Annotated in this window: 15 protein-coding genes and 1 pseudogene; 8 read left to right on the top strand and 8 right to left on the bottom strand. The window is 67.9% G+C overall.

All coding sequences use genetic code 11. The features are described 5' to 3' along the window. Nucleotides 1-195 precede the first annotated feature (195 nt). Both ACFOY2_RS28190 and ACFOY2_RS28185 read right to left on the bottom strand, forming a co-directional pair. Entirely contained in the window at nt 196-672 is a 477-nt protein-coding gene (locus tag ACFOY2_RS28190; protein WP_379531095.1) for a carboxymuconolactone decarboxylase family protein, read from the bottom strand. 26 nt (nt 673-698) lie between these two features. Beyond that, nucleotides 699-893, bottom strand: coding sequence for a hypothetical protein (locus ACFOY2_RS28185; RefSeq protein WP_379531094.1), 195 nt, complete (start codon nt 891-893; stop codon nt 699-701). Nucleotides 894-1,009: 116 nt separating this feature from the next. On the opposite strand from ACFOY2_RS28185, the gene ACFOY2_RS28180 reads away from it, so the two are divergent. Then, on the top strand, nt 1,010-1,942 hold the full coding sequence (locus ACFOY2_RS28180) for an NAD-dependent epimerase/dehydratase family protein (protein WP_379531093.1): 933 nt from the start codon (nt 1,010-1,012) through the stop codon (nt 1,940-1,942). Then, nucleotides 1,939-2,115, top strand: a complete 177-nt coding sequence (locus ACFOY2_RS28175) for a hypothetical protein (protein ID WP_379531092.1) — start codon at nt 1,939-1,941, stop codon at nt 2,113-2,115. The genes ACFOY2_RS28180 and ACFOY2_RS28175 overlap by 4 nt, the downstream gene beginning before the upstream one ends. On the opposite strand, the gene ACFOY2_RS28170 is transcribed toward ACFOY2_RS28175, so the two are convergent. The 3 genes and pseudogenes from ACFOY2_RS28170 to ACFOY2_RS28160 form a co-directional block, all read right to left on the bottom strand. Further along, entirely contained in the window at nt 2,098-2,505 is a 408-nt protein-coding gene (locus ACFOY2_RS28170) for a hypothetical protein (protein ID WP_379531091.1), read from the bottom strand. The genes ACFOY2_RS28175 and ACFOY2_RS28170 overlap by 18 nt on opposite strands. 70 nt (nt 2,506-2,575) lie before the next feature. Continuing rightward, on the bottom strand, nt 2,576-2,737 hold the full coding sequence (locus ACFOY2_RS28165) for a hypothetical protein (RefSeq protein ID WP_379531090.1): 162 nt from the start codon (nt 2,735-2,737) through the stop codon (nt 2,576-2,578). Nucleotides 2,738-2,772: 35 nt separating this feature from the next. Beyond that, nucleotides 2,773-2,886, bottom strand: a pseudogene (locus tag ACFOY2_RS28160) (response regulator transcription factor); the annotation flags it as partial. Nucleotides 2,887-3,147: 261 nt separating this feature from the next. On the opposite strand from ACFOY2_RS28160, the gene ACFOY2_RS28155 reads away from it, so the two are divergent. The 3 genes from ACFOY2_RS28155 to ACFOY2_RS28145 all read left to right on the top strand — a co-directional run bounded on the left by ACFOY2_RS28155 (nt 3,148) and on the right by ACFOY2_RS28145 (nt 6,200). Continuing rightward, the gene (locus ACFOY2_RS28155) at nt 3,148-4,557 is read left to right on the top strand and encodes a DUF4241 domain-containing protein (protein WP_379531089.1); all 1,410 of its coding nucleotides are present in this window, start codon (nt 3,148-3,150) and stop codon (nt 4,555-4,557) included. 50 nt (nt 4,558-4,607) lie between these two features. Continuing rightward, nucleotides 4,608-4,754 carry a hypothetical protein gene (locus ACFOY2_RS28150; RefSeq protein WP_379531088.1) on the top strand — a complete coding sequence of 49 codons (147 nt, stop codon included), beginning with the start codon at nt 4,608-4,610 and terminating at the stop codon, nt 4,752-4,754. 126 nt (nt 4,755-4,880) lie between these two features. Then, nucleotides 4,881-6,200 carry a YncE family protein gene (locus tag ACFOY2_RS28145; RefSeq protein WP_379531087.1) on the top strand — a complete coding sequence of 440 codons (1,320 nt, stop codon included), beginning with the start codon at nt 4,881-4,883 and terminating at the stop codon, nt 6,198-6,200. Between the two features lie 295 nt (nt 6,201-6,495). On the opposite strand, the gene ACFOY2_RS28140 is transcribed toward ACFOY2_RS28145, so the two are convergent. The 3 genes from ACFOY2_RS28140 to ACFOY2_RS28130 form a co-directional block, all read right to left on the bottom strand. Continuing rightward, nucleotides 6,496-7,686 carry a hypothetical protein gene (locus ACFOY2_RS28140; RefSeq protein ID WP_379531086.1) on the bottom strand — a complete coding sequence of 397 codons (1,191 nt, stop codon included), beginning with the start codon at nt 7,684-7,686 and terminating at the stop codon, nt 6,496-6,498. A gap of 421 nt (nt 7,687-8,107) precedes the next feature. Next, nucleotides 8,108-8,527 carry a hypothetical protein gene (locus ACFOY2_RS28135; RefSeq protein WP_379531085.1) on the bottom strand — a complete coding sequence of 140 codons (420 nt, stop codon included), beginning with the start codon at nt 8,525-8,527 and terminating at the stop codon, nt 8,108-8,110. Between the two features lie 244 nt (nt 8,528-8,771). Then, the gene (locus ACFOY2_RS28130) at nt 8,772-8,975 is read right to left on the bottom strand and encodes a hypothetical protein (protein WP_379531084.1); all 204 of its coding nucleotides are present in this window, start codon (nt 8,973-8,975) and stop codon (nt 8,772-8,774) included. 363 nt (nt 8,976-9,338) lie between these two features. Between ACFOY2_RS28130 and ACFOY2_RS28125 the strand changes: the two genes are divergently transcribed. From ACFOY2_RS28125 to ACFOY2_RS28115, 3 genes are all read left to right on the top strand, one after another. Next, nucleotides 9,339-10,145, top strand: coding sequence for a hypothetical protein (locus ACFOY2_RS28125; protein ID WP_379531083.1), 807 nt, complete (start codon nt 9,339-9,341; stop codon nt 10,143-10,145). Between the two features lie 446 nt (nt 10,146-10,591). Beyond that, on the top strand, nt 10,592-10,810 hold the full coding sequence (locus ACFOY2_RS28120) for a hypothetical protein (protein WP_379531082.1): 219 nt from the start codon (nt 10,592-10,594) through the stop codon (nt 10,808-10,810). 206 nt (nt 10,811-11,016) lie between these two features. Next, nucleotides 11,017-11,331, top strand: coding sequence for a hypothetical protein (locus ACFOY2_RS28115; RefSeq protein WP_379531081.1), 315 nt, complete (start codon nt 11,017-11,019; stop codon nt 11,329-11,331). The last annotated feature ends 1,080 nt before the right edge of the window (nt 11,332-12,411 follow it).

The raw sequence follows: 12,411 nt of genomic DNA, 5'->3' as shown, positions 1-12,411 counted from the left end.
GCCGGGAGATCCATGATCTCCCCTCCTCAGAGGTGCATGGAGGAAACCCCAACCACCCACCCGGCCCCCGCCAAGCGGCGGCGGGGATGGGGTCGGTCGCGGAAGGCCGGATGAGACCCACTGCGGAGCGCGCTTCCCCCATCCGGCTTGGGCGCGAAACGCCGCCGCTACCCCGCTCTTCCGGTAGCCGGCCCGCTATCCCCACTGTCCCGGCTGGTAGTCAGCCATGGGGGGCTGCTGGGTGATGACGTTCAGACGGTTCCAGGTGTTCATGAGGGCGATGTGGGACAGCAGGGCGCCGAGTTGGGCCTCGTCGTAGTGCTTGGCGGCATTCGCCCAGACCTCGTCGGGGACGCCTCCGGCCGCGTCCGCGATGCGCGTGCCCTGCTCGGCCAGCTCCAGGGCGGCCCGCTCGGCCTCGGTGAAGACCGTCGCCTCCCGCCACACCGCGACCAGGTTGAGCCGCACCGACGTTTCCCCCGCGTGCGTGGCGTCCTTGGTGTGCATGTCGACGCAGGCGGCGCAGCCGTTGATCTGGCTCACACGCAAGGCCACCAACTCCTGCGTCACCGCGGGCAAAGCGGAGTCGTGCACGACCTTGTTCGCGGAGATGATGTACTTCGCCAGCTTGCTCGTGACCGGGTTCTCGGAGATGTCGAGTCGCGCTTCCATGATGATCTCCTCTGCCGTGTTCGCTGTCACCCCGACGACGAACGAGCCCACCCCCGAGGGGACACCGACGCCCGGCACTGTCCCGTCGGTAACGCGGCGCCACGGCGTTCTTCCCGGCCGTCGGCGCTCTCCTCGGTCCGCAGCGGTTCTGGCAGCCACTGGCCGATGTAGTCCGCACGCGGCCTGCGCACCTTGCGGAACTGGTCGACCGCGGCGAACACCGTGTCACAGTGCGCGGCGCTCCAGCGTCTGATCGTAGAGCGGCCAGGCACTCCGGCCATGGCCGCGGGACGGGAACGTGCTCGATGACACACCACCAGCCAGAAGGAGACCGCACATGAAGGTCGTGCTCGCGGGAGCGACCGGCACCCTCGGCGGCGAACTCGTGCCGAGACTGCTCGCCGCCGGCCATTCGGTGCTTGGCCTGACCCGCTCCCCCGGCAAGGCGCGCCTGCTGGAGGACGCCGGCGTCGAGACGCGGGTGGTCGACGTGATGGACGAGCGGCGGCTGCTGGAGGCGTTGCGCGGACACCGCGCCGACGCGGTGATCCACCAGGCGACCGCGATCACCGGCACGCCGCTGCGGCACCGGGACCTGCACGCCACCGACGACCTGCGCGAGCAGGGGACGGCGAACCTGCTGCGGGCGGCCGAGCTGGTCGGCGCGCACCGGTTCGTCGCGCAGTCGTTCTTCCTCGGCTACGGCTACCGAGATCACGGCGAGGCGGAGCTGACCGAGGACCACCCGTTCGCGCCGACCGGCCGCGGCGGCTTCGAGCGGCACCTGCGCTCGATGCGGGCCAACGAGCGGCTGGCGTTCGGCACGCCGGGGGTCGACGGGATCGCGCTGCGCTACGGGCTCTTCTACGGCCCCGAGCCGGGCACCCGCAAGCTGATGGCGATGGCCTCGAAGCGCATGCTGCCGGCGCCGAGGCCGTCCGGGGTCACCTCGCCCATCCACATCGCCGACGCGGCGGCGGCCACGGCCGCGGCCCTCGACCGTGGGCGGGCCGGGCAGGCGTACAACGTCGTAGACGACACCCCGGTGAGGTTCGCGGACTTCGTCGCCGCCGTGGCGGAGGCGGCTGGGGCGCCGGCGCCGATCACCGTGCCGAGCTGGCTGCTGCGGCCGGCGCCCTACATGTACGCGCTCATGGCGGGCACCCGGATCCGGCTGTCCAACGAGAAGGCCAAGCGGGAGCTCGACTGGCGGCCGGAGTATCCGAGTTGCCGGGACGGCCTGCGGCACGTGCGCCCGGCGAACGCGTGATGCGCCGGCTGGGCGCCGCCGACACGCTGCACGTGCACGGCCACGACCGCGAGGCGCAGCTCGCCGCCGGGCGACCGTCGACGCTGAGCATCGACACGGACATTCCCGGCGTCTTCGAGGTTGAGCTCCACTGGAGCGGGCTGGTCCTGACCCGGTTACACGTGAGCCCGTGACCGGCGGCTGAGCTGCCTGCGGTGCACCACGAGGCCGGCCAGCGCCAGCAGCGAGACGAGACCGAGCTGCCACCAGTTGTCCGGGCTGCCGCCGAGGTCCAGGTCGGCCGCGTGGTTCACCGCGTGCAGCGTGTTGGTGACGAAGAACCCGACCAGCACGATCGACAGCACGTCATGCCATACCAGCGCGCTCAGCATCATCAGCCCAATGCCGATCTGGAAGACCCCGGCGTCGTGCAGGAAGTGCACGTAATTGGGGAACCGGGCGAAGATCGCGAAGCCCGCCGGGTCGATGCGCATCCACACGCCGAAGACCAGCATCGTCAGCGCGCCGACCACCACGGCCACCTGGACGAAGATCCTGGCCGGCCTGCTGTAGCCGTTCATCATGTCGTGTCCCTTTCCTGTGCTTGCTCGCTCTGGTGCTAGGACGAGCGCCCACCGCAGCGTGTGACACGGCTCAGCCCGCGGACATCACCGTGATGCCGAGGCCCGTGCAGACGACCGTGAGCGTGAGCATCGGGTACTGGCCGGTCCGCAGCTCGCCGGCGCGCACCGCGTCCAGCGCCCTGTCGTGTGCCGACACCACGCCGGCGATGTGGCCGAGCACGATCGCGCCCACCTGGACGACGACGATCAGCGACGGCGCCAGGGGTTCGCCATCGCGCGGCTGACATGGGTGCGCGCGGTGGCCGGGCTGAGAAACAACTCGGCACCGATCTCGTGGTTGCTGAGGCCTTGCCCCACCAGGGCCAGCACTTCGCGCTTACGACACCGACGAGTACCCTCCCTGCTCAAAGACGCCGGGCCGGCCGAGCTCTTGCATGCCGTCCGGGTGGTCGCCGCCGGTGGCTGCCGTCGGGTTGGGTGAAGACGAACCCGCTGTCGGTGCACGCCTCGCCCATGGCCGGCCGGTCCTGCCCGCGAGCTCCGATCGGCGGGCGTTGCCGTCGCGGGCCGTTCGCTGTCGGTGCCGGTTGCTAGCGTGACGCCCGAAAAGATCCGATCACGCTGATGCGGGCAGGAGATGGCATGACGACGGAGAACGTCAGCACGGCTGACGTCACGTACTGCGAGGGCTGGGATCCACAGATCCGTGCCGCCGTCGCTCCGATACCGGAGCCGGAGGCCCGTAGCAGGGACGCATCAGGCGAGCAGTACGCCGTCCTGCTGTCTGTCCAAGGGAGACCGAAGGCCTTGTTCCAGGTCGACTGGGGCCACGGTCATCTCGGGTTGTTCCTGTTCGATGAGTGCGAACGGCGCGACAGGGAGCTGGAATACCGGCAACTGGAGCCGGGACGGCTGCACCTGATGCGCTACCAGGAGTGGCGCCACACCTCTGACACCGACGCGGAGTTCCCTGAGCGTGGCTGGTGTTTCACGATGACGATCGACCCGGACGGGCGCGCCAGGCAAGTTCTGAGCGATGTCGGCGGGTCACGTCACACTGGCGCGAGCGTCCCGGTCGAGCACCGTTCGGTGGCCAAGGCGGAGTTCGGCGAGTGGACGGCCTACGTCGATGCGCGGATGCTCGGGCTGAGCGGCCCGATCACCCTGGTGCCGGCCCAGAGACCCGTGGAAGGACCGGCTTCGGGCACGATGCCCGCCTGGTCGGCCCCGCTGCCGCTGCGTCCCCGGCATCTTGAAGCGCTCTTCACTCCTGGAAGCCGCCTGGCCTCTGACGAGGGGCGCGTCGCGTTGATCACTGAGCCCTCGCACGCGGGGTGGCTTCACCTGCCCACCGGCTCGGTGATCGCGGCCGATCCTTACTTTCTGGGTGACTCCGGTCCCTTCACCGTCACCGTGGCGCCTGGTGACTACGCCGTGCTGATCGCCTCGATGCGCTGGGAGGGGACGGATTTGGAGGGCGAAACCCCGGCCGCGATGGTGCGGATCCTCGACAAGCAGACCGTCAGCTGGGAGCTCGCGTTGTTGCCGGGACAGGACGTCCGGTTGCTCGGCGCCGGTGAGTTCTTCGGGTTCGGCGTGGATGCGGGGATGGGCTGCTTCCTCGACGCCTCGGGTCGCGACGAGTTCGCGAGGCTCATCGAGGAGTGGGAGGAAGAGTCCGACCAGGAGGTGGACCTGTTGTCCTCTGAGGTCCGCGCCCCGGAGACCGGCACCAATCTGATCGCCTACCACAGCGGCTTGGGCGACGGCAGTTACCCGGTGTGGATAGGCCGCGATGCCGACGGGGAAGTCACCTCGTTCGTGGCGGACATGCTCATCCTGCACGACGCCGACGCACTGCCGCCCACCGCGCCGTCGACAGCCGTCCGCCTGCCGCTGTTCACTCCGGTGACCGACGACCGCCGCGAGGCGCCCTTCACCAGTCCCAGCGCCACAGCCGAGTTCATGGCGGCCCAGATCAGCCACGTCGCGGATGGCTGGGCGGAGCACCGTCGCTCTTTCACCGACTCCCACGTACTTCGCGACCGATGAAGGCTCCCGCCTCTTAGCACCACACGGACGCGAGCGGAACGGTGGCGGGATTGGAAGCAGGCACGTTCAGCGGTGCCGAGCGCGCCGGAAAGGGCCTGGGTGAGCTCGTCGAAGGGGTCATCCATCGGCAGTTCTTCCGCCTTCCCGGCCACTTCCTCGCGCTGGTACTTGAGCGAGACCAGGAACACCGGGGATGAACCCTCGCAGACCGGACAGCGCCGTGTGCTCCTGTCTGGTTCAGAGGCCCGGCGGCACGTCCCCCTCGGCGCATTCCCGCCGTACCCGGAGAACGCACTCTCTCGACCGGGGCGGGCTCGAACGAGGTGGCCGAGATCGACACCGCGAGCCTCGCCGTCACCCGGCGGATCGACCTGTCGGCCCACCCGTGCCCGTCCACCCTGGCATTACTGGGTGAGCGGCTGTGGGTGGGACACGGGTGCGACAACGGCCCTGGCGGCGTCGTCGGCCTGGATCTGAGCGCGTCCACACCGGCGCCGGTGGCGGTCGGGGGCGAGCACCTGCGCCCTCCCGTACTCGCGGCCGCCGGCGACACGCTCGTGGTCGGCCGGACCGGCCTGCACCACGCCGACATGCTGGTCTACGACGTCGGCGGTGGCACCCCGGAGTTGCGCGGCACGATCGACGGCGAGAAGTGGCGCATGGACTACCTGCGTGACCTCGCCCTGACCTCCGACGGCAAAACCCTGTTCTCCGCAGCCGACGCCCCCGGTCACGTCACCAGGTACGACACCAGCACCCTGGCGGCGACCGGCACCTACGGCGACGGCTGGGACGGATATCCGTCGGCCGTGGCGCTCGGCTCGGGCGGCGCCTACGTCGCCGCGGGACGCCAATGGGGCAGCACCGACCTCACGCTCTACGACGCCGCGACCGGCGCGCCGATGTTCGCGGCCGACCAGCCGGACGCCGAACTGCTCCCGGACGGCCTCGCGTTCTCCGGCCCGGACGTCTTCGTGCTGCTGCGGAGCCCCGCGAACCGGCTGCTGCTGTGGCGAGTGACGGGCGTCGCGCTGCCGGCGTCCAATCTGACGATGACGGCCCCGGCGCGCGCGTATGCCGGCTCGCCGGTCACCGTCGAGGGGCGGCTCACCCGCACCGACGGCAAGACGCTCGGGCTCAAGCCGCTCGCAGTGACCCGGCGCCTGCTCGACGGCACGAAAGAGCCGATCGCCGGCGTGACGACGCAGAAGAACGGCACGTTCACTTTCGAGGACACGCCGCCGGACATCGGTGAGGTGACCTACTTGGTGTTCTGGGACGGCGACGACCACTACCGCCGGAGCAGCGCCTCCGTCACCGTGACGGTCAGGCACAGATCCACCCTCACCATAAACGGGCCGCAGTCAGGCGTCGTCGGCACGGCCATGGAGCTGACCGGTGTGCTGAGGGCGGGTGGCAAGCCGCCCTCGCCGGGGGCCACGCTCACCGTGCAGCGCAGCGTGTACGTCGACGACGTCAGCGATGGAAGCGTCAAGCTCCCGCCGGTGAGCGTGAACGCGGACGGCACGTACACCTTCACCGACACGCCCGCCATCGCCGGCAGGTACAGCTACCTCGCGTTGTGGTCCGGGGAGGCCACGGCCGGGCCAGCCAAGGCCACCCACCAGATCATGGTCGAGTGACCTGACGGCCGTGCCCGGACACCGGGCCGGGCACGGCCGTCAGCCCTTCATCGCACCGCCGAAGTTGAACGATCCCGCCAGGTACTTGTCAACCAGCCACGTAAAGGACCACCGTCGGCGCCGGGTACAGGATCGAGAACGCGGCGACCTGCCCGTACTGGGAGAAGAACGTGAAAATGGGCCCAGAAATCGGTCGGCAACTTGGATGGCCTGGGGGTGCGTCGGTCCGGCCGCCGTCTGCGCGGGCCGGCGCTTCCAGCGTGGCGCGCGGCCTGAACATCCGAGAGCGGTTCACCTATTCGGTGCGGCGCAGGTCCATGCTGTCGGATCCGTCCCACCGGTTGCTCGCGGCCGCCTGACGGGCTGCTCGCTCTGCCAGTTCGCCGGTCAGGCCGGTGCGTTCGATGCACCATTCGACCCACTGGGGTAGCAGGTCGAGTATGGCCTCGGCGTACTTCTTGATGTATCCGTCTGCGACGAGAATCACGGTGTGCTCGATCCGATGCGGGGAGCAGGCATAGTAGCCGGGTCCGGAGAGGTCGGACCAGGTGTCGGCGAGCGTGGCGATGTCTTCTCGTTCGGGCCGGTGGTCAACTCGATCGCGTAGCCAGGCGGCGAAGTCGTCGATGATCGGGTTCAGGTCCTGCTGGGGCCTGGGCTCAGGAGCGACGGTGAGCGACTCGCAGAGGGCGCGGGCGCGCTGGCGCAGGCGGAAATGCTCGGCGATGAGCTCTTGCGACTCACTGCCGAGCAGCAGGGCATCCAGGAGGCCTGAACGGCACAGCGGGTCCAACAGGTCGCGGGCGGTGGCTTGGTCGCACGGGGCCGGTTGGGTGGAGGCGGGTGCCGCGTGCGTCCCCACGGCGGCTCGCCACTCGGCGAGCGCTTCCTCCGGTGAGGCGAAGACGGCGGCGTGCACGACCCGGTCTCCGGTGCAGCGGTCGATGTCCCAGCAGTACCAGTGCGGGTCCTCCTCACCCCAGGCGAAGGGGGCGAGGAGCGCGCACCGCGAGCCGTACTCGTCGGTCAGCAGCAGTGGCTCTCCGGCCGGAGCGGCCCGGAGAATCTCACTGGGCCACCCGGGAGCGCTGCCGGCCTCGGCCAAAGCCGTCGTGGTGTCCTTGATGGCTTCGCGGACGGCGAGATCGAGGTCGCGGCGCAGCATCTCCCCGCTGGACGGCGCGGTCATCGCGGCGAGCCCGTGCAGCAGTCGCCACAGGTCATCCATCTGCCCGCCGGTGCGTGCCGCGTCGTGGATCTCGTCGCGGACGAGGTCAGCCAGCGAGGCCAGGTACTGGTCCCAGTGGAAACCCATGCTCTCGGTCTGGGTGCGTGTCCACATCTCCTCGCCCACCAGGTTGACGACGGCGTTCTCCAACCGCAGAGGCGAGTGGGCGGGCAGATCGGCGAGGCGCTCGATGATCGCATTCTGGGAATCCGGCCACCACTGATCCCCAGCGGTCCCCAGCAGCGACTCAAACAGCACAGAACGAGCATCAGGCGAGGGCTGACGGGCGGCGAGTTGCAGCGCGCGCCGGGCAGGATGACCGCTGACTCCCCGCGTGGGGCTTGCCTTCGCTTTACGCTTCTTCGCCACGGCGCCGATCCTACGGTGTCTCATGGGCCAGGAAGGCTCGTTCGCGCGACGCGGCCGGCTGAAGCCAGACCTCGGGTCCGACCCGGCCCGGTTCGCCGTCGAAGCCACTCGCCGAGCGCTAGCCTCGGCTGGGTGATCGGACGCGCAGCCTGCGGGCCTCCCCGCCGTAGCACTCGCCACGCACATCAACAACCCCTGGTGTGCCCGGTCGGGACTCATCGCGGCAGCGCCGACCACCTCACCCCGGAGTTTCCCCGTACTCCGGACGCTTGGCCTGAGGCCACCCCTGATCGAATGCGAGCCCTAATAGCTAGGCGCGTTCTGGGGGCAGGCCGTAGCGGCTGACGGCCAGGTAGGTCTCCGGCGTCGCCGCTTCGAGGAGCCCCTCGTCGCCTTCCAGGTCGAGTTCTGGCTCCTGGGGACGGCGCAGCAGATTACTCCAGTCGCTTGTCACTCCCCGCTCGTAGGCGTCGCGGAGCAGGGGGCGGGCTTCCTCCTGCTGCTCGCGGAAGATCCGCCGCTGGGTGAGTCGCTGTTCTTCCTGAGCGTCATCGCTGAGTTCCTGGACATCGGCCGGCTGATCCTCGGCGCGCAGCTCCGGGGTGCGCTGGGCGATGGCCAGGTCTTCCTCGTGGAGGCGCTCGCAGGCGGCGAACAGCTTCCGGGACACGCCGAGGTGAACCTCGGTTCCGGGGATGCGGCAGGTGAGGAAGTCGTCGAGGCGGATCAAGAACAGAAGCCATCAGATCACGCACCAGCCGACACCGCACGAGTTAACCAGCAGGGTCCTGTAGGGCGTCAAAACCTGCTCGTGTGGTTTTAGCTGGGGTTTCTCCGAGCAAATTATACGGCTCGGCGGTACTCGTTGATCGCCCCTCCGAGTATTTCGTTGCGCTCGATCCGACTTTCCATCGGCACCCTCACATGCTCGTCGTGATCGGGTGGTCACTGCTCACGAGTTACGGGCGGCCTTCTCAAACACCACCTCCCTGGGCGCGGCCCCAAAGGCCCGCAGCGAACAGGGCGTGCGAGACCTGCCGCGGATCGAGCCGGATGACCACCTCGCCGCCCTCGGACTCCGTAAGGTCGCCCGCGGCCAGACCGATGAGAGCGAGCTCACCGGCCGCCAGATCACGGCTGTCCTTCCGGAATCGCTCCTCCGCTGTGGGCCCCTCCATGCGGACCTCTCTTACTTCTTGAATCGCTTGTCGGTGAGCAGCTTACGCAGCGTGGTGTCCTTCGCCGCCTTCAGCGCCTCTTCAACCGTCATCTCTCGGCATGACCGACTTGATGCTCCCCTTCCGGAAATCCGCCATGAACCTCGACACCGTCATCGTGCGATTCTGAACGATGTCGCTCTGGCCGCCTTGTCCCTGCCGGCTCCCATCAGGCCGGCCCTCGTACGCCGTCCTGCTGGGTGACGCTCGAGCAGACCACCCCTCATCGCCGGCGTGCTCCCGCGCCGCTTCTTGCCGGATGACGGCGTCGGGCCAGCACCTTGCCGTGATGAGATGGAGATCATCATCTGCGATGATCGGCGCATGAAGCGCATGAGCGTCGCGCTGGTCGTGGCCGGCCTGTTGAGCGTGACGATTCCCGGCGGCGCCGTGCACGCGGCTCCCGCATCGGAGTCTCTCGGCTCCGTCGTCGACGCGATCAAGAAGCAGTTCGCGAAGAAGAGCAGCGTGCGCTTCTCCGTCAGGCGACGCGGCGGCCCTCCGCCCTCGGAGGATCTCAAGATCTCCGGCGCGTACCGCTTCAAGGCTTCAGGCATGTACGCCGCCGACCTCACGGAGATCTCCTACGAGAAGGCGGCAACGGGCCGATCCCGAGAGATCACCATAGGCCGAGAGTTCTACTCACAGAGCTATGTGCGTTCCGACGAAGGCAAGTACACCTGGAAGTCGCCACCGACGCTAGGGGAATGGGCGTACGGGCGGAACTTCGCCGGGGTCGTCTGGGGCAAGGATCTGGTCAACGGGATCAACCCGGGCTTTCTCGAGCTGGTCGCCTCTCACGGTGCGACCAGCTCCGACGGCGGAACCTTCGAGGGAGTGAAGACGACCCTCCACAGCGGCACGGTGACGGTTCTCGACCTGGGTGAACAGCAGGCCGGGATCTCCTTCGGGACCGAGGACGGCGGCCCTGGGCACTCCGGCGGACAGATCACCTGGAAACTCTGGGCGGGCCCGGACAACCTGCCGAGACGCTTCCACGCCATCATGAAGTTCACCCGGTCGGAGGGCGGCAAGGCCCAAACCATGACGATGAACATCATCTATCGAGGATGGGGAACCCCCGTCAAGATCACGGCCCCGCCCAAGCACCTCATCGCCGACGGTTGGTGACGGACAATCCGCGGAACGACGCGGCACTTCGGAGCTCTCTGAGGGGCCATGGTGATTCCGGACAGCCATCTTATGGGCGTAGCCTATGCGGCTGTTTGGGTTGTAAGGGACTCGTTGAGTACTTCCAGGGGTGGCCGGTAGCCGAGCGCCGAGTGCAGGCGCCGGTGGTCGTGACAACCCTTCGATGTAGCGGATGACCTGCCCGCAGTCTCTGAACGCGGTCATCGCCGCAGGAGGACTCTTGAGCGACCGCATTCCCCTCGCCGAAGTGCTCGACCACATCAGGGCCGAGCTGGCGGACGCCGCCGCGCGCGTCGCGAACCAGGAGGTAGCGGCCGTGACACCAGGCCCAGAGATCACGCCCGACCTGGCGGTGGAGACCATCCCCAGCCAAGGGCGGGGGCCGCAGGCCCGCTGGCGTGCGGGCTCCGGATTCCTGCTGCACCATGACCGCGTGGTCACCGCCGGCGCACAATCTCGGCGACTCCAAGCTGTCGGTCAGGATCGACGGCCGCACCGAGTACCCGGCCTCCATCGCCTTCGACGGGCGAGAGGCCGGAATCGACCTGGCAGTACTGGAGATCGAGAACGCTCGCGTCGTAGCGGAGCCCGCCGCGATCGGGCTGGTGCACCGCGTCACCTCCGTCCAATTGGAGCCGTGCTGAGCGGTCGGCTTCCCCGCCTTCATCCGACGGCCAGGCAAGGAGCGGGCGCTGCGCGACCCCATCCAGGTGCAGGGCGTCATCGCACCCGCGTCCAGGTCCGTATCCGGGCTGCTGCGCCTGCAGGTCACCGCGGCGCCTCCCCTCCACCCACGGCGGCCAAGGGCGTCTCGCAATGGCAGGACGTCAAAGACCTCCTCCTCGGGGACGTGGCCGTCGGCCTGGTCATCGAACACGGCCACGACGAAGGAGCCGACGCACTCACCGTGCTGTCGTTCAGCGCCGTAGACACACCCGGACCCGCACCCGCGGCACAGGTGTGGCGACTGCTCGACGTGCTGGCGCTCCGGCGCACGTTATTCAATTTTGGCCTGCGCCACTATTCTCCCAATCTTGAGGAGGCGGTCGATATACTCGACCAATCCATGGACAACAATAGTATCTTCCGAAGCGCGCGCTTTAGCGCCCATCAGGCCAACCTTGACCCTGGCCAGCCGATCTATTGTCTCATCAAGATGGCATAGATCATCATCGTCTATTTGCCTTGTGATCGCGGCAATTGCTAGTACCCCGATTTGTGGATCCAGAAGAAGGAGCTGTGGACCACATGGGCCAGAAGAAATGGTCCCGGTCGTAGATCTGCCACACCACGACCTGAGCCAGGTTGGCCAGAACATAAAAGACCAGGTGAATCCGGAGACCCCATTTTCGGACGCTTTCGCTTTTTACTGATCTCATGCCCGGCAGGCTACGCGGTCCTACTTGATGACGACTTAGTCAGGCGTTCAGTAAGCGTCAATTACCCGGTTCTACATTGACCTGCGATCGAGGTGCGAACACCGCACGTGGAAAGGTCCATATCATGACGACGACTCGTAGAGCGGTACTGGCCGGATCCGCTGCGGTCGCGACCGACGCCCTGCTGGGAACTTCCTAGACCCGAGCACAGACGCAGGTACGGTCCCGGCAGGAAGCGCCGAAAGCCAAGCCCACACCCACGGTGGTCCTTGTGCACGCCGCGTTCGCCGACGCCTCCGACTGGAACGACGTCGCTGACCGGCTCATCCCCGACGGCTAGGTATCCAGTCATCGCCCGGTGAACCCGCTGCGCGGCGTGGCCTCTGACTCCGCTTACCCGATTCCGCCGTTGGAAAGTGCAGCCAAGACGATCGGACCGTCGAGTCTGACGAGGATGCTCGGATTACACACCCAACGCCCTGAACCCGTGCGTCCGACGCTCCGACAGCGCAGGCAGGAGCACTCCTCAATCGCTGGGAAACCCACGCCAAAAGATCATCCCTCGTTGTCCCAGCTTCGCCCCACCGAACGAACTCGAACACAAGGACCAGGTCAACTTGCGGATCACCTGGTCAAGATAAGCGCGCCCTGCAGGATTCGAACCTGCGACCGTCGGATTAGAAGCAAGATCTTTTAGTGCCGCACGGTGCCGTCTGATGACGATTTGTGCCGCCTTTGCGCGCTTTTCATGTCCGGCAGGGCCAGGCCCAGGGCGTACGAGCACGCACCGAGCACGGCTGACCGCCGGCGCTGGGGTCTGACGGCACGCTCCGGGGGTCGCGATCCCGACCGGGCGCTTCGACATC

Source organism: Nonomuraea purpurea, from assembly GCF_042650645.1.
In the GTDB taxonomy this organism is placed as follows: Bacteria; Actinomycetota; Actinomycetes; order Streptosporangiales; family Streptosporangiaceae; genus Nonomuraea; species Nonomuraea purpurea.
This window is presented reverse-complemented; position numbering and strand designations above follow the sequence as displayed.